The following is a 24,560-nucleotide window of genomic DNA, read 5'->3' as shown; positions in this document are numbered from 1 at the left end:
GACCTGAAGGGAGCTGGCTGATGGCCGGCCGGAAGATCTCGCCCAACCTCGCGCTCGACCAGTTGGTCGCGCAGCGCATCGCCGCAGGCGAGTCCATCGTGCACCTGGGCTTCGGCGAGTCCCGCCTGCCGGTGTTCCCGCCGCTGCTGCGGGCGCTGACCGAGGGCGGGGACCGCAACGCCTACGGGCCGGTGGTCGGCGACCCCGCCACCCGGGACGCGGTCGCCGGGTACTTCTCCCGCCGCCGGCTGCCCACCGAGGCCGACCAGGTGATCATCGCGCCGGGCAGCAAGCCGCTGCTGATGGCCCTGCAACTGGTCGTCGGCGGGGACACCCTGCTCGCCGCGCCGAGCTGGGTCACCTACGCCCCGCAGGCCCGGCTCGCCGGCCGCACCGCGCTGGGGGTGCCGATCCCCGACTCGTGCGGCGGGGTGCCCGACCCGGCGGCGCTGCGGGAGACGATCCGCGCCGCCCGGGTGCTCGGTCACGACCCGCGCATCCTGGTGCTCACCTCGCCGGACAACCCGACCGGCACGCACGCCCCGGACGACCTGGTCCGCGAGCTGTGCGCGATCGCCGAGGAGGAGGACCTGCTGATCGTCTCGGACGAGATCTACCGGGACATCCTGCACACCCCGGGCACGGACCTGCTCTCCCCGGCCGAGATCGCCCCCCGGCGGACCGTGGTGCTCACCGGGCTCAGCAAGAACCTGGCGCTCGGCGGCTGGCGGATCGGCGCGGCCCGGTTCCCGGCCGGCGGGTGGGGTGAGCGCATCCGCGCCGACGTCGCCTCGGTGGCCAGCGAGATCTGGTCCACCCTGGCCGGGCCGATGCAGTCGGTCGCCCGGTACGCCTTCGCCGAGCCGCCGGAGATCCGCGAGCGGCTCACCGAGGACGCCGCGCTGCACGGCGCGGTGGCCGGCGCGGTGCACCGGATCATGGTGGAGGCGGGCGCCACCTGCCGGCCGCCGACCGGCGCGTTCTACGTCTACCCGGACTTCGCGCCGCTGCGCGGGCCGCTGGCCGAGCAGGGCATCACCGACGGCGCCACCCTGCAGCACTACCTGCTGGAAGAGCTGGGCGTGGCGGTGCTCTCCGGCCACCACTTCGGCGACCGGCCGGAGGCGCTGCGGTTCCGGGCCGCCACCAGCATGCTCTACGGCGACACCCCGGAGCAGCAGCGGCAGACCCAGACCGCCGCCGACCCGCTGACGGTGCCGCACGTCGCCGACGCGTTGACCCGTATCGAGCAGGCCCTGGCCAAGCTCCCCCGGTGAACCGACCCGACTCCCCCGCCGACCGCGCCGGTGCCGGTCTGCCCCGACGACAAGGACGCCCCAGATGACCAGCGCCATCGTCTTCCCCGGGATGGGTCCGTGCGACTTCGCCGACGTCGCGAAGTTCATGCTCATCGACCGGGACGCCCGCGAGCTGCTCGCCACCGCCAGCGACGCCCTGGACTACGACCTGTTCGCCCGGTACCGCGACAGCGACAGCGACTACTCCGAGTACGCCCAGGTGGCCTTCCTGGTCAACTGCGTGGCGCTGGCCCGGTGGGCGGAACGGACCATGGACCTGCGGCCGGACCTGATCGCCGGGCCCAGCTTCGGTGGCAAGGCCGCCGCCGTGTTCAGCGGCGCGCTGGACTTCGCCGAGGCGGTCCGGATGACGGCGCGGCTGTCCCGGATCGAGACGGAGTACTTCACCGCCGAGCAGCGGGGCGTGGTGACCATGTCGTTCGTCCGTACCCCGGCCGAGCGGCTGCGGGAGATCCTCGCCGAGCTGGACGAGGCCGGTGAGTGGTACGAGATCTCCTGCTACGTGGACACCGACTTCTGGATGGTGACCCTGCACGAGGGGCGCACCGACTGGCTGGCGCAGCGGCTGCGGGCCGGCGGCGGGCTGCCGCTGTACGTGATGGACCCGCCGCTGCACGCCGCCGCGTTCGGGCCGCTGCGCGACCGGGTGGAGGCGGAGCTGTTCGGGTCGCTGCGCTTCACCGACCCGCAGATCCCGGTCGTCGCCGACCAGGACGGCACGGTACGCACCACCGCCGACGGCGTACGGACGATGCTGCTCGACGGGATCGTCACCCCGGTGCGCTGGCCGGAGGTGGTCGCCACGTTCCAGCGGTCCGGGGTGGAGACGGTGCACGTCTGCGGGCCGGACCGGTTGTGGGGCCGGGTCGGCGCCACCGTCCGCAACTTCCGGACCACCATCGTGGACCCGCGACGGGCGATGCGGCCGATCCGTCGCACCGTGGCCGCCTGAGCGCCGGTAGAGCACGGAGGACGAGATGACCCAGCACACCGACTACGCCCTGCACGGCCGGTTCCTCCAGGGGCTGGCCGTCGCACCCCGGGCCACCGCCCTGCACCTGCCGTCCGGGCCGGTCAGCTACGAGGAGCTGCACGCCACCGCGCTGCGCTGGGCGGGGGCGTTGGCCGCCGGTCCGGACGGGCCGCCCCGGGTGGTCGGCATCCTGGCCGGCAAGACCCTGGAGTCGTATGCGGGGCTGCTGGCCACCCTGTACGTCGGCGCGACCGCCGTCCCGCTGCACCCGGAGTTCCCGGCGGCCCGGACGGCGGGGATGCTCACCGCGTGCGGGGTCTCCACCCTGCTGCTCGACGAGGCCGGGCTGGCGGTCCGGGCGGAGATGGGCGACGCGGTCGCCGGGGTGCCGGTGTTCGCGCCGGTGGTGGACCCGCGTGGCAGCGGCACCGGGCTGCGGCTGCCGGTGGTGGGGGCGACGCCGCTGGCCGCGCCCCGCGCCGCCGGCCCCGACGACCTGGCGTACGTGCTGTTCACCTCAGGGTCGACGGGACGCCCCAAGGGGGTGCCGATCACCCACGGGAACCTGCGGCACTACTTCTCGGTGCTGGACGACCGGTACGACTTCGGCCCGGACGACCGGTTCTCCCAGTCGTTCGACCTGAACTTCGACTGCGCGATGTTCGACCTGTTCTGCGCCTGGGGTGCGGGGGCGAGCGTGCACCCGGTGCCGCCGGCGGCGTACCGGGACGTGCCGGCGTTCGTCGTCGAGCGGGGCCTGACGGTGTGGTTCTCCACCCCGAGCGCGATCACCCTGGTCCGGCGGACCGGCCGGCTGGCCGCGGCGGCGATGCCGTCGCTGCGGTGGAGCTTCTTCGCCGGGGAGGCGCTGCACGCCGCCGACGCGGTGGACTGGCAGACGGCGGCACCCGGGTCGACCCTGGAGAACATCTACGGCCCGACCGAGCTGACCGTGACCATCACCGGGCACCGCTGGTCGCCGCAGACCTCGCCGGGGTTGTGCGTCAACGGCCTGGTCCCGATCGGGACGCTGCACGACGGGCACGACGGGGTGCTGCTCGACGCCGACGGCGCGGCCAGCGAGGTGGAGGGGGAACTCTGCATCACCGGCCCGCAGCTCACCCCCGGCTACCTCGACCCGGCCGACGACGAGGGCCGGTTCCTGCTGCGCGACGGCCGGCGCTGGTACCGCACCGGGGACCGGGTCCGGCGGCTGGAGAACAAGGAGCTGATCTACCTGGGCCGGCTCGACTCGCAGGTGCAGGTGCACGGCTGGCGGGTGGAGCTGGCCGAGATCGAGCACGCCCTGCGGGGCTGCCCCGGCATCGAGGACGCGGTGACCGTGGCCCGTGCCGGGGCCGGCGGCACCGAACTGGTGGTCTTCTACACGGGTGCGCCGACCGCCCCGGCGGAGCTGTCCCGGCAGTTGCGGCAGATCCTGCCCAAGGGGATGCTGCCGCGGTCGTACCGGCACGTGTCGGAGTTCCCGTTGAACTCCAACCGCAAGGTGGACCGGGCCCGGCTGGCCCGGGAGGCCGCCGAAGGCTGAGGTTGATCGACGCTGTTGCGCCGAAATGGCGGCATCCGATCCCGTCGGATGCCGCCATTTGACTGTCGCAGCGGCGGCACAGGAAAAGCCCCTGGCCGGTCCCCCTCCTGAAGGGACCGGCCAGGGGCCGTCAGGGGCCGGCTCAGTGCTGCGCGGGCTGTCCGGCGCGCTCGGCGAGAGCCCGGCGGTCGATCTTGCCGTTGGCGTTGACCGGCAGCTCGTCGATGACCCGGACCTGCTGCGGCACCATGTAGTCGGGCAGCGCCTCCAGGCAGAACGCGCCCAGCTCCATCTCCTCCACGCCGGTGACGCCCTCGTCGAGCACCACGAACGCGGCCAGCACCGGGTCCTTGCCCTCCTGCGGCAGCATCAGCGCGGCGGCGCCGGCGATGCCCGGGAACTCCCGGACCCGGCGCTCCACCTCACCCAGCTCGACCCGGTTGCCGCGCACCTTGACCAGCAGGTCGGCCCGGCCGGTGAAGTACAGCTCCCCGCCCTCGCCCCGGTAGGCCAGGTCGCCGGTGCGGAAGACGACCTGCCCGGTGGCCGGGTTGAGCGGGTCGGGGACCAGCGCGGCGGCGGTGGCCTCCGGGTCGTTCCAGTAGCCGTGGAACAGTGCGGCGCTGCGCAGGTGGATCTGCCCGACGACGCCCGGGGAGTCGACCGGCCGGCCGTCCTCGTCGATCAGCAGCATCTCCGCGCCCGGGTGGGCGTGGCCGATGGAGATCCGGTCGACGTCGTCGGGCAGCGGGTTGGGCACGTCGGTGAAGGACGCGGCGATGGACTCGCTGCTGCCGAAGCAGTTGACCACCCGGGCGTGCGGCAGGGCACGTTGCAGCTCCCGCATCTCGGGCAGGGGGAAGTTCTCGCCGGAGTAGAGCACCCCGCGGATCTGCTCACCGAGCGCGGCCAGCCCGGCGAACTCGTGCCGCAGCACCCCCCGCCAGATCGACGGCACGCCGTTGACCTGGGTGGCGCCGCTGTCGGCGAGGAACTGCACGAAGCGGCGCGGCCAGCGCAGCAGCGACCGGGGCACCGGCACCACGGCCGCGCCGCTGCCCAGCGCCAGGCCGATGTCGAGCAGCGAGAAGTCGAACTGCAACGGCGAGGTGGTGGCGACCCGGTCCTCGGCGGAGACGATGCCGTGCCGCAGCATGCCCCGGAAGAAGGCGAGCACGCCCCGGTGGCTCATCACCACGCCCTTGGGCCGGCCGGTGGTGCCCGACGTGAAGATCATGTAGGCCGGGTCGGTGGGCACCAGTTCCCGGCGGTGCCGGGTGCGCGGCGCGGGCGCCCGCTCGACCTGGATGCCGTCCGGGCCGAACCGGGCGGTGCCCAGCGGCGCGGGCACGCCCTCGCGGCGGCCGTCGACGGGTTGCAGGTGCAGCGCGGCGGCGGTGCTCTCGGCGATCAGCGCGAGCCGCTGGGCCGGCGTCTCCGGGCTGACCGGGATGAAGGTCAGGCCCAGCGACGAGCAGGCCAGGAAGACCGCGATGGCGGTCGGGGAGGTGTCCGACTCCAGGATCACCCGGTCGCCGATGTCGAGGCCGAGTTCGTCGAGGGCGGCGGCGTAGCCGTCCACCCGCTGGGCGAGCTGACGGTACGAGATGGAGCCGACCTCGCCGCCGACGGCCTGGATGACGGCCGGCTTGTCGGGCGTCAGCCGGGCACCCGCCAACAGGAACTCGTGCAGCGTCTCCACGGAGGCGTGCGTGCGCGCGAAGTTCTCTCGACTCATGGCCGGAGCGTATCGGCGGCCCCGCCGGCCCCCACCCGCATCGACCCCCCTAACGACCCCTTACCCGGGCCGGGCGGCGGCCGGGAAATTGTCGGGTCGTCACTGCCCGTGGGGCGTTGTTAGCGTCTTCTCACCCTGCACCGGAAGGAATCGCGGACATGTGGGATCAACGGTTCGAGGCCATCCTGCGCCAGCACCTGCCCTTCCTCGACCCCGAGGAGACGCTGCTGGCCGGCACCAGCCTGCGCGACTCCGGCCTGGACTCCCTCGCCATGGTCGAACTGCTGGCCACCCTGGAGAGCGAGTACGACGTGCGCTTCGTCGACGAGGCGATGTCGATGGAGACGTTCGCCACCCCGCAGACGCTGTGGCGCGTGCTGACCGACATGCGTGGCGCGCCCGCGCCCGTGTGAGCGGCACCCGTTGCGCACAGTGCCCGTGACCGGTCCGGTCACGGGCACTTCTGCGCGGTCAGCGGCCGATCGCGTCCAGGGCGGCGAGGTCGTCGGCGGTGAGCGTCAGCCCCGCCCCGGCGACGTTCTCCCGCAGGTGCGCCACCGACGAGGTGCCGGGGATGAGCAGGATGTTGGGTGAGCGCTGCAACAGCCAGGCCAGGGCGACGGCCATCGGCGTGGCGTCCCGGCGGGCGGCCACGGCCGACAGCGCCGCGGACTGCAACGGGCTGAAACCACCCAGCGGGAAGAACGGCACGTAGGCCACCCCCTGCCCGGCGAGCCGGTCGATCAGCGCGTCGTCCTTCCGGTACGCCAGGTTGTAGAGGTTCTGCACGCACACGACCGGGGCGATCGACTGCGCCTCGGCGACCTGCTCCGGCGTCACGTTGCTCAGCCCCAGGTGCCGGATCAGGCCTTCCTGCTGGAGGGCGACGAGCGTCTCGAACGGCTCGGCGAGGGAGCCGTCCCGGGGGCCCATGGCGTCGCCGAGCCGGAGGTTGACCAGGTCCAGCACCGCGACGCCGAGGTGCGCCAGGTTCTCCTCGACGGCCCGGCGCAGCTGCTCCGGCTCCCGCGCCGGGGGCCAGCCGCCCTGCCGGTCCCGGGTCGCGCCGACCTTGGTGACCAGGTGCAGCCCCTCGGGGTACGGGTGCAGGGCCTCGCGGATCAGCCGGTTGGTGACGTGCGGCCCGTAGGCGTCGCTGGTGTCGATGTGCGTGATGCCGAGGGCGACGACCTCCCGCAGGACGGCCAGGGCGGCGTCCGGGTCGGCGGGCGGTCCCATCACCCCGGGGCCGGCGAGTTGCATGGCGCCGTAGCCGAACCGGGTGACGGTGAGGTCGCCCAGCGTCCAGGTGCCGCCGGGCAGAGAGCGGGTGAGCATGTGGCTTACCTCGGCCTTTCATGGTGATCGGAGCGGTACCGGACCACTGTCGGTGAGGTAGCTTTCTGCTGGGAAGTAGGCACCTGAAAGTGCGTAGCGCACCAACTGTGGAAGGAACGGCGATGACGACGAGGACGGCGGCCGAGCGCCGCGCGGAGACGGCGGCGGCGTACGACGCGTTCGTGGCGCAGTGTCCCAGTCGGGAGCTGCTCGCCCGGATCTCCGACAAGTGGGTCGCGCTGGTGCTGGCCGCGCTGCGCACCGACGGCTCGCACCGGTTCGGCGCGGACTGCGCCGGCACCCCCCGGCCGATGCGCTACTCGGAGCTGTCCCGCCTGCTCGCCGGGGTCAGCCAGAAGATGCTCACCCAGACGCTGCGCGCCCTCGAACGCGACGGCCTGGTCAGCCGTACCGCGACGGCGACCGTGCCGGTCACGGTCACCTACGAGCTGACCGACCTCGGCCTCTCCCTGCACGAGACGATGCGTGCCCTCAAGAGGTGGGCCGAAACGCACCTGGACGACGTGCACGCCCACCGGGCGGCCTACGACGCCCGCCACCCCGCCCCGGCGGCCCGCCCCGCCTGAGCAGCGGGCCGTCCGGGGCGGTCGGATTCAGAGCTTGTCGAGGAACTGGGTGAGGATCTCGGTGAACCGCTCCGGGGTCTCCAGGTGGGGCAGGTGGCTGGCCCCATCGATGATCTCCCAGCGGGCACCGGGGACGAGATCGTGGAAGGGGCGGACGGCCGCCGGGGTGACCTCGTCGTACTCGCCGCTGATCACCAGGGTCGGGGTGTCGATCTGCGGCAGCTGGTCGAGCAGCGAATAGTCGCGCAGCGTGCCGATGATGTGGAACTCGCTCGGCCCGTTCATCGCGTGGTAGACGGTCGGATCACCGTTGATCTCCATGAAGGAGGCCATCAACTCCGGCGGCAACGGCTTACACCGGCACACGTGCCGCTGGTAGAAGACCATCATCGCGGCCGTGTACGCCGGGCTGCCGGTGGTGCCGGCCGCCTCGTGCCGGCGCAGCGTCGCGTCCACCCCCGGGGGCAGCGCGGCCCGCAGCACGTCCAGCTCCGGCAGCCACAGCGGGTACGACGCGGGCGCGTTGGCGATCACCAGGCCGCGCAGCCCGGCCGGCCGGCGCACCGCGTGGGCCGCCGCCAGCACCCCGCCCCAGGACTGCCCCAGCAGCACGTACCCGTCGGCGATGCCGAGCTGACGCAGCAGGTTGTCCAGTTCGGCGAGGAACAGATCCACCGTCCAGAAGTCGGCGCCCCGACCCGGCAGGTGGGTGGAGCCGCCGTTGCCGAGCTGGTCGTAGTGCACCACCGGCCGGCCGGTACGGCTCAGCTCGGCCAGGTTGAGCAGGTAGTCGTGGGTGCTGCCCGGGCCGCCGTGCAGCACCACCAGTGGCGGCCGGTCGCCGGGCAGCTCCCCCGTCACCCGGTACCACGTCCGGTGGTCGCCGAACTCGACGGTGCCCTTGGCGGTCGGTGCCAGTGTCATGTCGTCCACTCCAGCTGTCGTCACTGCGCGATCCAGTCCCGTACCACCCCGGCGGTCGTGCCGGCCCGACCCTCCATCATGGTGAAGTGGTCGCCGGGCACCTCCCGGAGCGTGTGCGGGGTCTCCCAGGTGGCCCGCCACCCGTCGTCGTCCCCGCCGGCCACGATGGACTCCTGCGGCCGGACGAAGAGCACCGGTGCGTCGATCGCCTCCACCGGGCAGCTCTCCAGCAACCGGATGTAGCGGCCCATCGCCGAGAGTCGGGCGCTGCTGAACTCGCCGAAGGTGGCCTCCTTGTCCAGCAGCGATTCGAGCATGTGGGTGAAGAACGTCGCCGTGGTGCTGCCGGTGGTCAGGTAGGTGTCCAGCAGCACCACCCCGGTCGGGCCGTGCCCCTGCCGTGCCAGCAGACCGGCGGTGGCGTGGGCGAACAGGCCGCCGGAGGAGTAGCCGACGATGACGTACGGCCCCTGCTCGGCGATCGGGCGGACCATCTCGGCGAACACCCGCACCGCCGCGTCGGCGGAGGCGGGCAGGCTGTCGTCGCGGCCGAAGCCGGGCACCGGCAGGGTCCACACGTCCCGGGTGCCACCGAACTCGGCGGTGAACCGGGCGTACTGCTGGTCGCCGCCGAGGGCCATCGGCGACGGGAAGCAGACGATCGCCGGTGCCTGGTCGCCGCGGGCGAGCCGCCGGGGGGCGGGGATCTGCGGCAGGTCGGCCGGCCCGTCGAAGCTGGGCCGGATGTCGGCCACCGCGTGGAGCAACGCCAGGCCCTGCTGTACCCGACCGCCCCGAACGGCGGTGCCGAACAGCGCGCTCATCGAGTCGGCGGCGGCGTCGGGGGTACCGGCGCGGTCCTCGGCCGGCGGCGCGGCCAGTTCGGTGCGCAGCAGCGTGGCCAGTTCGTCGACGCTGCCGTGGTCGAAGACCACCCCGGTGGCCAGTCGCAGCCCGGTCGCCTCGTTGAGCGCGGTGCGCAGCTCCATCGCGGTGAGCGAGTCGAAGCCCAGCTCGACGAAGCGCAGCGCCGGGTCGAGGTCGTCGGCGCCGCCGTGTCCGAGCACGGCCGCGGCGCGCGCCCGGACCAGGTCGGCCAGCAGCGCCTGCTGCCCGTCGGCGTCGAGCCCGCCGAGCGTACGCCGCAGCGCCGCCGGGTCGGGCCGGTTCGTCCCCGACGCGGCCCGCCTGTTCGGGGTGACCAGGGCCCGCAGGATCGGCGGCACCTCGTCCCCCGCCGGGGTGCCCAGGTCGGCCTTGAGCGGGACGAGCACCGCCTCGGTGCGGGCCAGCGCCGCGTCCAGCAGCGCCAACCCCTCCCCGGCGGACATCGGCAGCACCCCGCCCCGGGACATCCGGGCCCGGTCGGTGCCACCGAGGTCGTCGGCCATCCCGCCGCCGGCCCACGGCCCCCAGGCCAGGGACTGGGCGGGCAGCCCGGCCACCCGTCGCGCGCCCGCCAGCGCATCGAGGAAGGCGTTCGCCGCCGCGTAGTTGCCCTGCCCCGGGCCACCGAGCACGCCGGCCGCCGAGGAGAACAGCACGAACGCGGTGAGGTCCGCGTCACGGGTCAACTCGTGCAGGTGGGTGGCGGCGTCGACCTTGGGGCGCAGTACCGCGTCGAGGCGCTCCCGGGTCAGCGACGGGATGATCCCGTCGTCGAGCACCCCGGCGGCGTGCACCACCCCGGTCAGCGGATGCTCGGCGGGCACCCCGGCGAGCAGCGCGGCGACCGCCTCCCGGTCGGCCAGGTCGCAGGCGGCCACGGTGACCTGCGCCCCGCGGGCGGTGAGGTCGTCGCGCAGCGCGGCCATCCCGTCGGCGTCCGGCCCGCGCCGGCTGGCCAGCAGCAGGTGCCGCACCCCGTACGCGTCGACCAGGTGCCGGGCGACGAGCCGGCCGAGGGTGCCGCCTGCCCCGGTGACCAGAACGGTGCCGCCGTCGGTGAAGCCGCTGCCGGGGGTGCCGTCGGGTACGGCGGCGGGCACCAGCCGGGCGGCGTGGGCGACGCCCTCGCGGACGACGAGCTGCGGTTCGCCGCCGGCCAGCACCGCCGGGAGGGCCTGGGCCGACCCGTCGTGGTCGTCGAGATCCACCAGGACGATCCGACCCGGGTTCTCCGACTGTGCGGAGCGGACCAGGCCCCAGGCCGCCGCGGCGGCCGGTTCGGTGACCCGGGTGCCCTGCGCGCCGTGGGTGAGCACCAGCAGCCGGGACGACGCCAGCCGCTCGTCGGCGAGCCAGCCCTGGAGCAGGGTGAGCAGCTGCCCGGTGGTCTGCCGGGCACCGGCGGCAAGGTCCCGCGAGTCGGGCTGGACGCTGGCGACCAGCACCACGTCGGGCGCGACACCGCCCGCGTCCAGGGCGGCGGTGAGGGCGTCCAGGTCGGGGTGGGTCTCGGCGAGCAGGCCGACGGTGTCGAGCGCGGCGGCCACCTTGAACTCGTCGGCGCCGACCAGCGCCCACCGGCCGGTGGCCGGGGTGGCGGTCAGCGGCACCGGGGTCCAGTCGACCCGGTAGAGGTGCTCCTGACGACCGGTGCGGGCGGCGGCGAGCTGACCCGCGTCGATCTCCCGCAGCACCAGCGAGTCGACCCGGGCGACGGGTGCGCCGGTCTGGTCGGTGAGGGTGAGGGCGACCTCGTCGGGGCCGGTCGGGGTGACGGTGACCCGCAGTGCGCCCGCACCGGTGGCGTGGACGGTGACCCCGGTCCAGGAGAAGGGGACGGCGGGTCTCCCCTCGCCCCGGCTCAGCCCGATGGCGTGCAGGGCCGCGTCGAACAGGGCCGGGTGCAGGTGGAACCGGTCGGCGTCGAGCACGTCGCCGGGGAGCGCGATCTCGGCGTACACCTCGTCGCCGTGCCGCCAGGCGGTCCGCAGGCCCTGGAAGACCGGGCCGTAGACCAGTCCGGCGTCGGCCATCCGCTCGTAGATCCCGTCGACGTCGACGGGAGTGGCGGCGGCCGGTGGCCAGACGGCCCCCGGGTCGGCCGGTGGGCCGTCCGGGGCCGGGGTGAGCAGGCCGGTGGCGTGCCGGGTCCACGGCGCGTCCCGGTGCCGGGAGTAGACGGTGACCGGCCGGCCGCCGTCCTCGCCGGGCGCGCCGACGGCCACCTGCACCTGGACGCCGTCGTCGTCGGGGACGACCAGTGGGGCCTGGAGGGTGAGTTCGGCCAGCCGGCCGCAGCCGACCTGGTCCCCGGCCCGGACGGCGAGTTCGACAAGCCCGGTGCCGGGCAGCACGATCGTGTCGCCCAGCGCGTGCTCGGCCAGCCACGGGTGGGTACGCCGGGACAGCAGCCCGGTGGCGATCAGCCCGTCGGTGTCGGGCAGGGTGGTGAGGGCCGACAGCAGCGGGTGCCCGGCGTCGAGCAGCCCGGCGGCGGTGACGTCCCGGTCCGAGCCGGTGTCCTGCATCCAGTAGTGCTGGTGCTGGAAGGCGTAGGTGGGCAGGTCGACCTGCCGCGCTCCCGGGTGCACGGCCGTCCAGTCGAGGTCGACGCCGGTGGTCCACGCCTGCGCCATCCCGGTCGCGTACGCCGTGACCTGTTCCCGGTCGCGGCGCTGCAACGCGATGGTCACCGCGTCGTCGACGCTGTCGGCGACCATCGCGGTGAGCACGCTGTCCGGCCCGATCTCGATGAACCGGGTGACCCCACGGGCGGCGAGAGCGGCGACCGCGTCGGCGAACCGGACGGTCCCCCGCACCTGACCCTGCCAGTATTCGACCGACCCGAGTTCGGCGTCGCCGGCCAGGTCACCGGTCACGGTCGACACCAGCGGAATGCCCGCCGGGTTCGCCGTCACCCCGTCGAGGACCAGCCCGTAGCCGGCCAGCATCGGGTCCATCAGGTGCGAGTGGAACGCATGCGACACCCGCAGCCGGCGGGTCTTCACCTCAAGGGAGGCTTCCAGCGCGGCGATCTGCTCCTCGGTGCCGGACACGACGACCGCCCGGGGACCGTTCACCGCCGCCACGTCGATGTCACCGAGGTCCAACTCAGCCAGCGGCGCGGCGATCGCCAACATGGCCCCACCCGCCGGAAGCGCCTGCATCAGACCACCCCGGGCCGCCACCACCCGGCACGCGTCCTCCAGCGACCACACCCCGGCCACGTGCGCGGCAGCCAACTCACCGATCGAATGCCCGGCAACGAAGTCCGGCTTCAACCCCCACGACTCCGCGAGCCGGAACAACGCCACCTCGACCGCGAACAGGGCCGGCTGCGTCCAACCGGTCTGGTCGAGAACACCCTCCGGGTCGGTGAACATCACCTCCCGCAGGTCACCACCCAGCAACGGACCGAACGCGACACACACCTCATCCAGAGCAGCCGCGAACACCGGGAAGGCTTCCGCCAGCCCACGACCCATACCGACCCGCTGCGCACCCTGACCGGTGAACAACACCGCCGTACGACCACCGGTCATCCGACCCGAGACACCGGTGCCGGCGGCCAGGGCCTCCAGACCGGCGGACAGGTCGGCGGCCGTACCGCCGACGGCGACCGCCCGGTGGTCCAGGGCCGCCCGACCGGCGGCCAGGGAGTGCCCGACGTCGACCGGCCGTTCGTCGGTGAGGAAATCGCGCAGGCGGGTGGCCTGTGCGGTGAGTCCGGCGGTGGAGCGGCTGGCGAGCGGCCAGAGCACCACGGCCGGTTCGGGCGTCGACGCGGGCGCGGCCTCGTGTTGCGGGTACTCCTCGACGATGACGTGGGCGTTGGTGCCGCTGATGCCGAACGACGACACCGCCGCCCGGCGCGGACGACCCTCGGCCGGCCAGTCGACGGCCTCGGTCGCGAGCCGCACCTCGCCGGAAGACCAGTCCACGTGCGGGCTCGGCGCGTCCACGTGCAACGTACGCGGCACCACCTGATGCCGCATCGCCAACACCATCTTCATCACCCCGGCGACACCGGCAGCAGCCTGCGTGTGACCCAGGTTCGACTTCACCGACCCCAACCAGAGTGGCCGCTCCCGGTCCCGGCCGTACGTCGCCAGGATCGCCTGCGCCTCGATCGGATCACCCAGGGTGGTGCCCGTACCGTGCGCCTCCACCACGTCCACCTCGGCCGCCGACACCCGGGCGTTGGCGAGGGCCTGCCGGATCACCCGCTGCTGCGCCGGCCCGTTCGGGGCGGTCAGCCCGTTCGACGCGCCGTCCTGGTTGACCGCTGAGCCCCGGACGAGACCGAGGATCGTGTGTCCGTGCCGACGGGCGTCGGAGAGGCGTTCGAGCACCAGCACGCCGACGCCCTCGGACCAACCCGTCCCGTCGGCCGCCGCCGCGAACGGCTTGCACCGACCATCCGGCGCCAACCCCCGCTGACGCGAAAACTCCACGAACGTCTCCGGCGTCGCCATCACCGTCACCCCACCGGCCAACGCCAGATCACACTCACCCGACCGCAACGCCTGACCCGCCAGATGCATCGCCACCAACGACGACGAGCAGGCGGTGTCCACGGTGACGGCGGGGCCTTCGAGGCCGAGGGTGTAGGCGATCCGCCCGGAGACGACGCTGCCGGCGCTGTGCCCGGTCACGTAGTCGTGGTACATCAGGCCGGCGAAGACGCCGGTGGCGGAGCCGCGTACCGAGGAGGGGTCGATGCCGGCCCGCTCGAACGCCTCCCAGGAGACCTCCAGCAGTTGCCGCTGCTGCGGGTCCATCAGCACGGCCTCGCGGGGCGAGATGCCGAAGAACGCCGGGTCGAAGCCGGCCGCGCCGGGCAGGAACCCGCCCTGGTCGGCGTAGCTGGTGTCGGGGCGGACACCGGTCGGGTCGTAGAGCCGGGCGAGGTCCCAGCCCCGGTCGGTGGGGAAGCCGTCGATGGCGTCGACGCCGTCGGCGACGAGTCGCCACAGGTCCTCCGGCGAGGACACCCCGCCGGGGTAGCGGCAGGCCATGCCGACGATCGCCACCGGTTCGTCACCGAACGCCGTGGTGGCGCTGCGCCGCTCCTGCGGTACGTCGAGCGCGCCGCTCAGCTCGCCGTACAGGAACTCGGCGAGGGCCACCGGCGTCGGGTAGTCGAAGATCAGGGTGGCCGGGAGCCGCAGGCCGGCCGCCGTGGAGAGCGCGTTGCGCAGCTCGACGGCGGTGAGCGAGTCGAAGCCGAGGCTCTGGAAGGTGCGGTCCGCCTCGACCGCCTCCGGGCCGGCGAGGCCGAGCACGGCGGCGACGTGGGTGTGCACCAGGTGCCGGACGGCACCGGCGCGCTCTTCCTCCGGCAGGCCGGCCAGCCAGTCGCTGCCCGCCCGGTCGACGGCGCTGGCGGCGGTGGCCGTGCGCCGGGTCGGCCCGGTCAGGGCGCGGAACACCGGGGGCAGCCGGTCGCCGAGCGTACGCAGGGTCGGCACGTCGAGCCGGGCCGGGACGAGAGTGGCCGGTCCACCGGCGACGGCGGCGTCGAGCAGGGCCAACCCGTCGGCGGTGGTCAGCGGCAGCACCCCGCCCCGGGACATCCGTTCCCGGTCGGCGTCGGCGAGCTTGTCGGTCATCGCCGACCCCTCACCCCACAGCCCCCACGCCAACGACACACCCGGCAGCCCGGCAGCACGGCGGGTGGTGGCGAGCGCGTCCAGGAACGCGTTCGCCGCCGCGTAATTGCCCTGCCCCGGCGCACCCAGCACCCCGGACAACGACGAGAACAGCACGAAGGCCGACAGTTGCCGGTCCCGGGTCAGCTCGTCCAGCAGCGCCGCCGCGTCCACCTTGGGGCGCAGCACCCCCGATACCCGCGCTGCCGTGAGCGACGACACGACGCCGTCGTCGAGCACCCCGGCCGTGTGCACCACCGCCGACAGGTCCGGCACCCCGGCCAGCGCGGCGGTCACCTGCTCCCGGTCGGCCACGTCGCAGGCGACCAGGTCGACCTGTGCGCCGGCCTCGGACAGTTCCGCGACGAGATCGTCCGCGCCGGCTGCCGCCGTACCGCTGCGGGACAGCAGCAGCAGCCGGGACACCCCGTGTGCCGTCACCAGGTGCCGGGCCACCGCCGAGCCGAGCGCACCGGTCGCGCCGGTGACCAGCACCGTGCCGGTGCCGTAGCGCGGGGCGTCCGGCGGGGTCGTCGGCAGCGTCCGGCGGGCGATCCGGGGCACCCGGACGACGCCGTCGCGGATCAGCACCTGCGGGTCGTCGGTGGCCAGGGCCAGCGGGAGGACGTCGTCGAGCCGGTCGGTGTCGACGTCGACGAGGAGGAACCGGTCGGGGTTCTCCGCCTGCGCGGAGCGGATCAGCCCCCACACCGCGGCGCCGGCCAGGTCGGTCACGTCGTCGCCGACGGCGTGCCGGGTGAGCACGACGAGCGGGGCGGCGGTGGTCCCGGCCAGCCAGCGCTGGGCGATGTCCAGCACCCGGTTCACCTCGGCGTGCACGTCGTCGGTGCCCCCGGCGCGCAGCACCATCAGTTCGGCCGCGCCGTCGGCGGTCGCCGAGCCACCGTCGCCGCCACCCGGTACGGCGGTCGTGGTGTGGCCGTCGCCGGTCGGGGCGGTGTCGGGGTGCCAGGTCCAGGTGGTGGCGGTCGGGGTGACGGTGACCGGCTGCCAGTCCAGGCCGAAGATCGCGTCGGCGACGCCGGTGCCGGCGGTGACCTGCACCGGGCGGAGCACCAGCGACCGTACGGTGGCCACGGGTGCGCCTACCGCGTCGGCGACCGCGATCCGTACCCCGCTGCCGGCCGGGGTGAGCCGGACCCGCAGGCTGGTCGCGCCGGTGGCGTGCAGCGTCACCCCCGACCAGGCGAACGGCAGGCCCCGGGGGGTGTCGCCGTCGGCGCGGGTGAGGACGTGCAGGCCGGCGTCGAACAGGGCCGGGTGCAGGCCGTAGCCGTCGGTCTCCGTACCGTCGGGGAGGTCGACCTCGGCGAAGAGTTCGTCACCGGCCCGCCAGGCGCGGCGGAGGCCCTGGAAGACCGGGCCGTAGTCGAGCCCGCCGCCGGCGAGGTCGTCGTAGAGGCCGGCCAGCGGCAGCGGTTCGGCGTCGGCGGGGGGCCACGCGGTGAGCGCGACGCCGGGGGTGTCCCCGGCGGTGAGCACGCCGGTGGCGTGCCGGGTCCAGGGGACGTCGTCGTGTTCCCGGGAGTGCACCAGGACGGCCCGGCGGCCGGTCGGGTCGGGCGGCTCCACGGCGACCTGCACCTCGACGCTGCCGGCGGCGGGGACGACGAGTGGCGCGTGCAGGGTCAGTTCGTCGAGCAGGCCGACGCCGACCCGGTCGCCGGCGTGGATGGCGAGTTCGACCAGGCCGGTGCCGGGGAAGACGACGGTTCCGCCGACGGCGTGGTCGGCGAGCCACGGGTGGGTGTGCAGCGACCACCGGCCGGTGAAGACGACGCCGTCGGTGTTGGCCAGCGGCACGGCGGCGTCGAGCAGCGGGTGGGTGGCGGCGAGCAGGCCGGCGCCGACGAGGGCCGGGTCGTAGAGCCAGTAGTGCTGGCGTTGGAAGGCGTAGGTGGGCAGGTCGACCTGCCGGGCGGCGGGGTGGATGGCGGCCCAGTCGAGGTCGACGCCGGTGGTCCACGCCTGCGCCATCCCGGTCGCGTACGCCGTGACCTGTTCCCGGTCCCGGCGCTGCAACGCAATCGTCACCGCGTCGTCGACGCTGTCGGCGACCATCGCGGTGAGCACACTGTCCGGCCCGATCTCGATGAACCGGGTGACCCCCCGCGCGGCGAGAGCGGCGACCGCGTCGGCGAACCGGACGGTCCCCCGCACCTGACCCTGCCAGTATTCGACCGACCCCAACTCGTCGTCGCTGGCGAGATCACCGGTCGCGGTCGACACCAACGGGACACCCGCCGGGTTCGCGGTCACCCCGTCGACGACCCGCCCGTACCCGGCCAGCATCGGATCCATCAGGTGCGAGTGGAACGCGTGCGACACCCGCAGCCTGCGCGTCTTCACCTCCAGGGAGGCTTCCAGCGCGGCGATCTGCTCCTCGGTGCCGGAAACGACCACCGCCCGGGGGCCGTTGACGGCCGCCACGTCGATGTCACCGAGATCCAGCTCGGCCAGCGGGGCGGCGATCGCCAACATCGCCCCACCCGCCGGAAGAGCCTGCATCAGACCACCCCGCGCGGCAACGACCCGGCACGCGTCCTCCAACGACCACACCCCGGCCACGTGCGCGGCAGCCAACTCACCGATCGAGTGCCCGGCAACGAAGTCCGGCTTCAAACCCCACGACTCCGCGAGGCGGAACAGGGCCACCTCTACCGCGAACAACGCCGGCTGCGTCCAACCGGTCTGATCGAGGACACCGTCCGGGTCGGTGAACATCACCTCCCGCAGATCACCGTCCAACAACGGCCCGAACGCCGCACACACCTCGTCCAACGCCTGCGCGAACACCGGGAAGGCCGCCGCCAGCTCACGACCCATACCGACCCGCTGCGCACCCTGACCGGTGAACAACACCGCCGTACGGCCGGTGGTCAGGTGGCCGTGCACACCCTGGCCGGCGGCGAGGGCGCGGAGGCCGGCGACGCCGTCCCCGACGGCCACCCCCCGGTGCTCCAGGGCCGCCCGGCCGGTGCCGAGGGTCAGCGCCACGTCGGCGGGGTTCAGGTCGGCGTCGGCGAGGAAGTCGGCGAGGCGGGCGGCCTGGGCGGCGAGGCCGCTGGCCGACCGGCCGGAGACCGGCCACAGCGGCACCGGCGTCGGGGCCGGCGCGGCGGGCGGCGCGGTGTCGGGGGCCTGTTCCAGGATCAGGTGGGCGTTGGTGCCGCTGATGCCGAACGACGACACCGCCGCGCGACGCGGCCGGTCCAGCGCCGGCCACCGCACCTCGTCGGTGGCGAGCCGCACCTCGCCGGAAGACCAGTCCACGTGCGGGCTCGGCGCGTCCACGTGCAACGTACGCGGCACCACCTGATGCCGCATCGCCAACACCATCTTCATCACACCCGCCACACCCGCAGCGGCCTGCGTATGACCCAGATTCGACTTCACCGACCCCAACCACAACGGCCGCTCCCGATCCCGGCCGTACGTCGCCAGGATCGCCTGCGCCTCGATCGGATCACCCAACGTGGTGCCCGTACCGTGCGCCTCCACCACGTCCACCTCGGCCGCCGACACCCCCGCGTTCGCCAGGGCCTGCCGGATCACCCGCTGCTGGGAGGGACCATTCGGGGCGGTCAGCCCGTTCGACGCGCCGTCCTGGTTCACCGCCGAACCACGCACCACGCCTAGGACCCGGTGCCCGTTGCGCACCGCGTCGGACAACCGCTCCAACACCAGCACGCCGACGCCCTCGGACCAACCCGTCCCGTCGGCCGCCGCCGCGAACGGCTTGCACCGACCATCCGGCGCCAACCCCCGCTGACGCGAAAACTCCACGAACGTCTCCGGCGTCGCCATCACCGTCACCCCACCGGCCAACGCCAGATCACACTCACCCGACCGCAACGCCTGACCCGCCAGATGCATCGCCACCAACGACGACGAACACGCCGTGTCGACCGACACCGCCGGCCCCTCCAGCCCGAGCGTGTACGCCACCCGACCGGTGACGACACTGCCGGCGCTGTGCCCGGAGACGTAGTCGTGGTACATCACCCCGGCGAACACGCCGGTGGACGAGCCGCGCAGGGTGCCCGGGTCGATGCCCGCCCGCTCGAACGCCTCCCACGACACCTCCAGCAGCAACCGCTGCTGTGGGTCCATGATCACCGCTTCGCGGGGGGAGATGCCGAAGAAGACCGGGTCGAACTCGGCGGCGTCGGTGAGGAAGCCGCCCCTGTCCACGTACGTGGTGTCGGGGCGGCTGCTGGTCGGGTCGTACAGCCGGGCCAGGTCCCAGCCCCGGTCCGTCGGGAAGCCGTCGATGGCGTCCGCGCCGTCGGCGATCAGCCGCCACAGGTCCTCCGGCGAGGACACCCCGCCGGGGTAGCGGCAGGCCATCCCGACGATCGCCAGCGGCTCGTCGTCGGCGACGGTCGTGGCGACCTTCCGTACGGTGGCGACGCCGTCCGGGCCGGCGATCTCGCTGAGCAGGTGCCGGGCCAGGTCACGCGGCGACGGGTAGTCGAAGATCAGGGTGGCGGGCAGCCGCAGGCCGGTGGCGGCGGAGAGCCCGTTGCGCAGTTCGACGGCGGTGAGCGAGTCGAAGCCCAGCTCCTGGAACGCCCGGCCGGCGTCGATCCGTTCGGCGGAGGCGTGCCCGAGTACCGCCGCCACCTGGCTGAGGACCAGGGCGGTCGCGGCGCGCTCGCGTTCCTCGGTGGACAGCGCGGCGAGGTCCGCCGCCCAACCGGTGGCGGTGGCCCCGGCGGCGGCGCGGGCGGCCGTCCGCCGGGCCGGGCGGACCAGGCCGTGGAACGGCAGCGGCAGGTCCTCGCCGAGGGTACGCAGGGCGGCCAGGTCGAGCCGGGCCGGCACCGCGGTCGGGTACGGGTTGGCCACGGCGGCGTCGAGCAGGGCCAACCCGTCGGCGGTGGCCAGCGGCAGCACCCCACCCCGGGACATCCGCTCCCGGTCGGCGTCGCCGAGCCGGTCGGTCATCGCCGAACCCTCACCCCACAGCCCCCACGCCAACGACACCGCCGGCAACCCGGCGGCCCGACGCGACACCGCCAACGCGTCGAGGAACGCGTTCGCCGCCGCGTAGTTGCCCTGCCCCGGCGCACCCAGCACCCCGGACAGCGACGAGAACAGCACGAACGCCGACAGCTCCCGGCCCCGGGTCGCCTCGTCGAGCAGCCACGCGGCGTCCACCTTGGGCCGCAGCACCGCCGACAGCCGGGCGGTGGACAGCGACGACACCACCCCGTCGTCGAGCACCCCGGCGGTGTGCACCACCGCCGACAGGTCGGCACAGGTGTCGAGGAGGGCCGTCACCTGCTCCCGGTCGGCCACGTCGGCGGCGACCAGGTCAACCTGCGCGCCGGCCGCGGTCAGCTCGGCGACCAGGTCGTCGGCACCCTGCGCGGCGGGGCCCCGGCGGGACACCAGCAGCAGCCGGTTGACCCCGTGCGCCGTCACCAGGTGCCGGGCCACGGCCGCGCCGAGGGCACCGGTCGCGCCGGTGACCAGCACCGTGCCGGTGCCGTAGAGCGGGGCGTCCGGGGTGGCCGGTTCGACGAGCTGACGGGTGAGCCGGGGCACCGAGACCACGCCGTCGCGGACCCGTACCTGCGGCTCGCCGGTGGCCAGGGCGACGGCGAGCGTCCCGGCCACGTCCGCGTCCGGGTCGGTGTCGACAAGCAGCAGCCGGTCGGGGTTCTCGGCCTGCGCCGAGCGGAGCAGCCCCCAGACGGCCGCCCCGGTCAGGTCGGTGCCGTCGCCGCCGACGGCACGCCGGGTGAGCACCACCAGCCGGTGGGTGTCGGGGCCGGCCAGCCACTCCTGCACCAGGCCGAGGACCCGGTTCACCTCGTCGTGCACCGCTTCCGGGCCGGTGACGTCCCCGGCGCTGCCGGCGGTCAGCACCAGCAGGTCCGCGTCGGCGGGGACCGGCCCGCTGCCTGCGGGCAGGGTGGCCGGGTGGTGGGCCCAGTGCGGAGCGGCCGTGGTGGTGGGGGTGCCGATCTCCTGCCAGGTCAGGTCGAACAGGGCGTCGGCGACCCCGCCGGGGCGGGTCACCTGGACGGGGCGCAGCACCAGCGAGTCGACGGTGGCGACGGGTGCGCCGACCGCGTCGGCGACCGCCACCCGTACCCCGGAGCCGACCGGGGTGAGCCGGACCCGGACGCCGGCCGCGCCGGTGGCGTGCAGGGTGAGGCCGGTCCAGGCGAACGGCAGGCCCCGGAAGGTGTCACCCTCGGCGAGACCGAGGGCGTGCAGGCCGGCGTCGAGCACGGCGGGGTGCAGGCCGAACCCGTCGGCGTCCACCCCCTCCGGCAGGGTGACCTCGGCGTAGAACTCGTCGCCGCGCCGCCATACCCGGCGCAGGCCCCGGAACACCGGGCCGTAGACGAGGCCGCCGGTCGCCAGGTGCTGGTAGAGGTCGTCGATGGGCACCGCTTCGGCGTCGGCCGGCGGCCACTGCGTGAGGGCGGTCCCGGTGGTACGCCGACCGGCGGCGAGCACCCCACTGGCGTGCCGGGTCCACGGGGCGTCGGTGTCGGCGCTGCGGGCGTACACCTGGAGGGTGCGGGCCTGGCCGGCGTCGGCGGGGCCGACGACGACCTGGAGCTGGACGCCGCCGCGCTCGGGCAGCACCAGCGGGGCTTCGATGGTCAGCTCGTCGACGGTCTCGGCACCGACCTGCGCACCGGCGTGCAGGGCGAGGTCGACGTAGCCGGTGCCGGGGAAGACGACCGCGCCGTCGACGGCGTGGTCGGCGAGCCACGGGTGCCGGTCGAGGGAGAGCCGGCCGGTGAGGACGGCCCCGTCGGCGTTGGCGAGGGTGACGGCCGCGCCGAGCAGCGGGTGGTCGGCGGAGTCCAGGCCCATGGCGGTGGCGTCACCGGGGTCGACCGGGGCGTCCAGCCAGAACCGCTGGCGCTGGAAGGCGTAGGTGGGCAGGTCGACGGTCCGGCCGCCGGGGTTGACGGCCGCCCAGTCGAGGTCGACGCCGCTGATCCACGCCTGCGCCATCCCGGCGGCGTACGCCTCGACCTGCTCGCGCTTGCGCCGCTGGAGCGCGATGGCGGTGGCGTCCTCCACGCAGTCGGCGACCATCGCGGTGAGCACACTGTCCGGCCCGATCTCGATGAACCGGGTCACGCCTCGCGCCGCCAGCGTGGCCACGGCGTCGGCGAACCGGACGGTCCCCCGTACCTGGCTCTGCCAGTATTCGGTTGAACCGAGTTCGTCGTCGCCGGCCAGGTCGCCGGTGGCGGTCGACACCAGCGGGATGCCCGCCGGAGCGGTCGTGACGTCCCCCAGCACCCGCCCGTACTCGGCCAGCATCGGGTCCATCAGGTGCGAGTGGAACGCATGCGATACCCGCAGCCTGCGGGTCTTCACCTCCAGGGAGGCTTCCAGCGCGGCGATCTGCTCCTCCGTGCCGGACACGACGACCGCCCGGGGGCCGTTCACCGCCGCCACGTCGACATCGCCCAGATCCAGCTCGTTCAGGGGCGCGGCGATCGCCAGCATCGCCCCACCGGCCGGAAGCGCCTGCATCAGACCACCCCGGGCCGCCACCACCCGGCACGCGTCCTCCAGCGACCACACCCCGGCCACGTGCGCGGCGGCCAACTCACCGATCGAGTGACCGGCAACGAAGTCCGGCTTCAACCCCCACGACTCCGCGAGCCGGAACAACGCCACCTCGACCGCGAACAGGGCCGGCTGCGTCCACCCGGTCTGATCCAGAACACCGTCCGGGTCGGTGAACATCACCTCCCGCAGATCACCACCCAGCAACGGCCCGAACGCGACACACACCTCGTCCAGGGCAGCGGCGAACACCGGGAAGGCCGCCGCCAGCTCACGACCCATCCCGACCCGCTGCGCACCCTGACCGGTGAACAACACCGCCGTACGACCGGCGACGGTCCGACCCGACAGGCCACCCCCGGCGGCGAGGGTCTCCAGGCCGGCCACGTCGTCACCGAGCACCACACCCCGGTACGCGCCGGCAGCCCGGGTGGTGCCCAACGCGTAGCCGACGTCGACCGGACGCTCGTCGGTGAGGAACTCCCGCAGCCGCTCGGCCTGCCCGGCGAGCGCTGCCGCCGACCGGCCGGACAGCGGCCAGAGCACCACCGGCGGCTCGGTCGTCCCGGCCGGCTCGACGGCCTCGACCGGTGGTGCCTGCTCCAGGATCACGTGCCCGTTGGTGCCGCTCACCCCGAACGACGACACCCCGCCCCGGCGCGGCTGGCCGTGGTCGGGCCACTGCCGCGCCTCGGTCAGCAGCTGCACGGTGCCGGCGGACCAGTCGACGTGGGTGGACGGCTCGCCCACGTGCAGGCTCTTGGGCAGCACGCCGTGCCGCAACGCCATCACCATCTTGATCACGCCGCTGACGGCGGCGGCGGCCTGCGCGTGGCCGATGTTCGACTTGACCGAGCCGAGCCAGAGCGGCCGGTCGGCCGGCCGGTCGTGCCCGTACGTGGCGATCAGCGCCTCCGCCTCGATCGGGTCACCGAGGGTGGTGCCGGTGCCGTGCGCCTCGATCAGGTCGACGTCGCCGGAGGTGAGCCCGGCGTTGGCGAGTGCCTGGAGGATGACCCGCTGCTGGGCCACCCCGTTGGGGGCGGTCAGCCCGTTGGACGCGCCGTCCTGGTTGATCGCGGAACCCCGCAGGACGGCGAGCACCCGGTGACCGTTGCGCTGGGCGTCGGAGAGCCGTTCCAGCAGCAGCATGCCGACGCCCTCACCCCAGCCGGTGCCGTCGGCGTCGTCGGAGAACGGCTTGCAGCGGCCGTCGGAGGCGAGCCCCCGCTGCCGGCTGAACGCGACGAACGCGCCGGGCGTCGACATCACGGTGACGCCGCCGGCCAGGGCCAGCCCGCACTCACGCTGGCGCAGCGCGTGCGCGGCCAGGTGCAGCGCGACCAGCGACGACGAGCAGGCGGTGTTGATGGTGACGGCCGGCCCCTCCAACCCCAGGCTGTACGCGACCCGACCGGAGATCACCGCCCCGGAGCTGCCGGTGCTCATGTACGCCTCGACCGGTTCGGGCAGCACGGTGAGCCGGTCCCAGTAGTCCTGCCCGCCGCAGCCGACGAAGACACCGACCGGGCCGCCGCGCAACGAGTCGGGGTTGATGCCGGCCCGCTCGCACGCCTCCCAGCTCGCCTCCAGCACCAGCCGCTGCTGCGGGTCCATCGCCAACGCCTCGCGGGGCGAGATGCCGAAGAACTCGGCGTCGAACTCGTCGGCGTCGTGGACGAACCCGCCCTGGCGGACGTAGCTGCTGCCGGCGGCGTCCGGGTCGGCGTCGTAGAGGGCGGCGGTGTCCCAGCCCCGGTCGGTGGGGAACTCGCCGATGGCGTCGACGCCGTCGGCGACCAGCCGCCACAGGTCCTCGGGCGAGTCGACCCCGCCCGGGTAGCGGCAGGCCATGCCGACGATCGCGATCGGGTCCTGCTCCTGCGACTCGACCTCGCGCAGCCGCTCCCGGGTGCGGTGCAGATCGGCGGTGACCCGCTTCAGGTACTCGAGGAGCTTCTCTTCGTTCGCCATCCGAACCTCACCAAACTCGTTGCCAGCGGGACACGTTGCTCCGG

The 24,560-nt window shown here is 74.2% G+C and carries 9 protein-coding genes; 5 read left to right on the top strand and 4 right to left on the bottom strand.

The window, feature by feature from the left end; genetic code table 11:
- Window positions 1-20 precede the first annotated feature (20 nt).
- The 3 genes from H1A17_RS00570 (at window position 21) to H1A17_RS00560 (ending at window position 3,841) form a co-directional block, all read left to right on the top strand.
- Window positions 21-1,277: a pyridoxal phosphate-dependent aminotransferase gene (locus H1A17_RS00570; RefSeq protein ID WP_194820722.1), complete on the top strand. Its 1,257-nt coding sequence runs from the start codon at window positions 21-23 to the stop codon at window positions 1,275-1,277.
- 64 nt (window positions 1,278-1,341) lie between these two features.
- A complete protein-coding gene (locus H1A17_RS00565; RefSeq protein ID WP_194820721.1) occupies window positions 1,342-2,271 on the top strand; it encodes an ACP S-malonyltransferase in 930 nt (309 codons plus the stop codon).
- A 25-nt stretch (window positions 2,272-2,296) separates the two neighbouring features.
- A complete protein-coding gene (locus H1A17_RS00560; protein ID WP_194820720.1) occupies window positions 2,297-3,841 on the top strand; it encodes an AMP-binding protein in 1,545 nt (514 codons plus the stop codon).
- Window positions 3,842-3,983: 142 nt separating this feature from the next.
- Here H1A17_RS00560 and H1A17_RS00555 read toward each other — a convergent pair whose 3' ends face one another.
- Window positions 3,984-5,579, bottom strand: a complete 1,596-nt coding sequence (locus tag H1A17_RS00555) for a D-alanine--poly(phosphoribitol) ligase (protein ID WP_194820719.1) — start codon at window positions 5,577-5,579, stop codon at window positions 3,984-3,986.
- Between the two features lie 158 nt (window positions 5,580-5,737).
- Between H1A17_RS00555 and H1A17_RS00550 the strand changes: the two genes are divergently transcribed.
- Window positions 5,738-5,992 carry a phosphopantetheine-binding protein gene (locus tag H1A17_RS00550; RefSeq protein WP_145918681.1) on the top strand — a complete coding sequence of 85 codons (255 nt, stop codon included), beginning with the start codon at window positions 5,738-5,740 and terminating at the stop codon, window positions 5,990-5,992.
- Window positions 5,993-6,050: 58 nt separating this feature from the next.
- Here the strand turns inward: H1A17_RS00550 and H1A17_RS00545 are convergent, their stop codons facing one another.
- Window positions 6,051-6,917 carry an aldo/keto reductase family oxidoreductase gene (locus H1A17_RS00545; RefSeq protein WP_305070346.1) on the bottom strand — a complete coding sequence of 289 codons (867 nt, stop codon included), beginning with the start codon at window positions 6,915-6,917 and terminating at the stop codon, window positions 6,051-6,053.
- Window positions 6,918-7,039: 122 nt separating this feature from the next.
- Here H1A17_RS00545 and H1A17_RS00540 point away from each other — a divergent pair, with 122 nt between their 5' ends.
- Window positions 7,040-7,504 carry a helix-turn-helix domain-containing protein gene (locus tag H1A17_RS00540; RefSeq protein ID WP_145918679.1) on the top strand — a complete coding sequence of 155 codons (465 nt, stop codon included), beginning with the start codon at window positions 7,040-7,042 and terminating at the stop codon, window positions 7,502-7,504.
- 27 nt (window positions 7,505-7,531) lie between these two features.
- Here the strand turns inward: H1A17_RS00540 and H1A17_RS00535 are convergent, their stop codons facing one another.
- On the bottom strand, window positions 7,532-8,437 hold the full coding sequence (locus H1A17_RS00535) for a proline iminopeptidase-family hydrolase (RefSeq protein WP_205789494.1): 906 nt from the start codon (window positions 8,435-8,437) through the stop codon (window positions 7,532-7,534).
- Window positions 8,438-8,448: 11 nt separating this feature from the next.
- Window positions 8,449-24,516 carry a type I polyketide synthase gene (locus H1A17_RS00530; protein ID WP_194820718.1) on the bottom strand — a complete coding sequence of 5,356 codons (16,068 nt, stop codon included), beginning with the start codon at window positions 24,514-24,516 and terminating at the stop codon, window positions 8,449-8,451.
- Between the last annotated feature and the right edge of the window lie 44 nt (window positions 24,517-24,560).

Source organism: Micromonospora sp. S-DT3-3-22 (assembly GCF_015354745.1).
GTDB lineage: Bacteria > Actinomycetota > Actinomycetes > Mycobacteriales > Micromonosporaceae > Micromonospora > Micromonospora wenchangensis.
Note: the sequence above shows the minus strand (reverse complement) of the source record. Positions and strands in the feature narration are given on the sequence as shown.

Bases quoted from the DNA above. Each gene is read 5' to 3' on its own strand.
- H1A17_RS00560 (WP_194820720.1), top strand. From the start codon at position 2,297: ATGACCCAGCACACCGACTACGCCCTGCACGGCCGGTTCCTCCAGGGG.
- H1A17_RS00555 (WP_194820719.1), bottom strand. From the start codon at position 5,579: ATGAGTCGAGAGAACTTCGCGCGCACGCACGCCTCCGTGGAGACGCTG.
- H1A17_RS00530 (WP_194820718.1), bottom strand. From the start codon at position 24,516: ATGGCGAACGAAGAGAAGCTCCTCGAGTACCTGAAGCGGGTCACCGCC.
- H1A17_RS00565 (WP_194820721.1), top strand. From the start codon at position 1,342: ATGACCAGCGCCATCGTCTTCCCCGGGATGGGTCCGTGCGACTTCGCC.
- H1A17_RS00570 (WP_194820722.1), top strand. From the start codon at position 21: ATGGCCGGCCGGAAGATCTCGCCCAACCTCGCGCTCGACCAGTTGGTC.
- H1A17_RS00550 (WP_145918681.1), top strand. From the start codon at position 5,738: ATGTGGGATCAACGGTTCGAGGCCATCCTGCGCCAGCACCTGCCCTTC.
- H1A17_RS00540 (WP_145918679.1), top strand. From the start codon at position 7,040: ATGACGACGAGGACGGCGGCCGAGCGCCGCGCGGAGACGGCGGCGGCG.
- H1A17_RS00545 (WP_305070346.1), bottom strand. From the start codon at position 6,917: ATGCTCACCCGCTCTCTGCCCGGCGGCACCTGGACGCTGGGCGACCTC.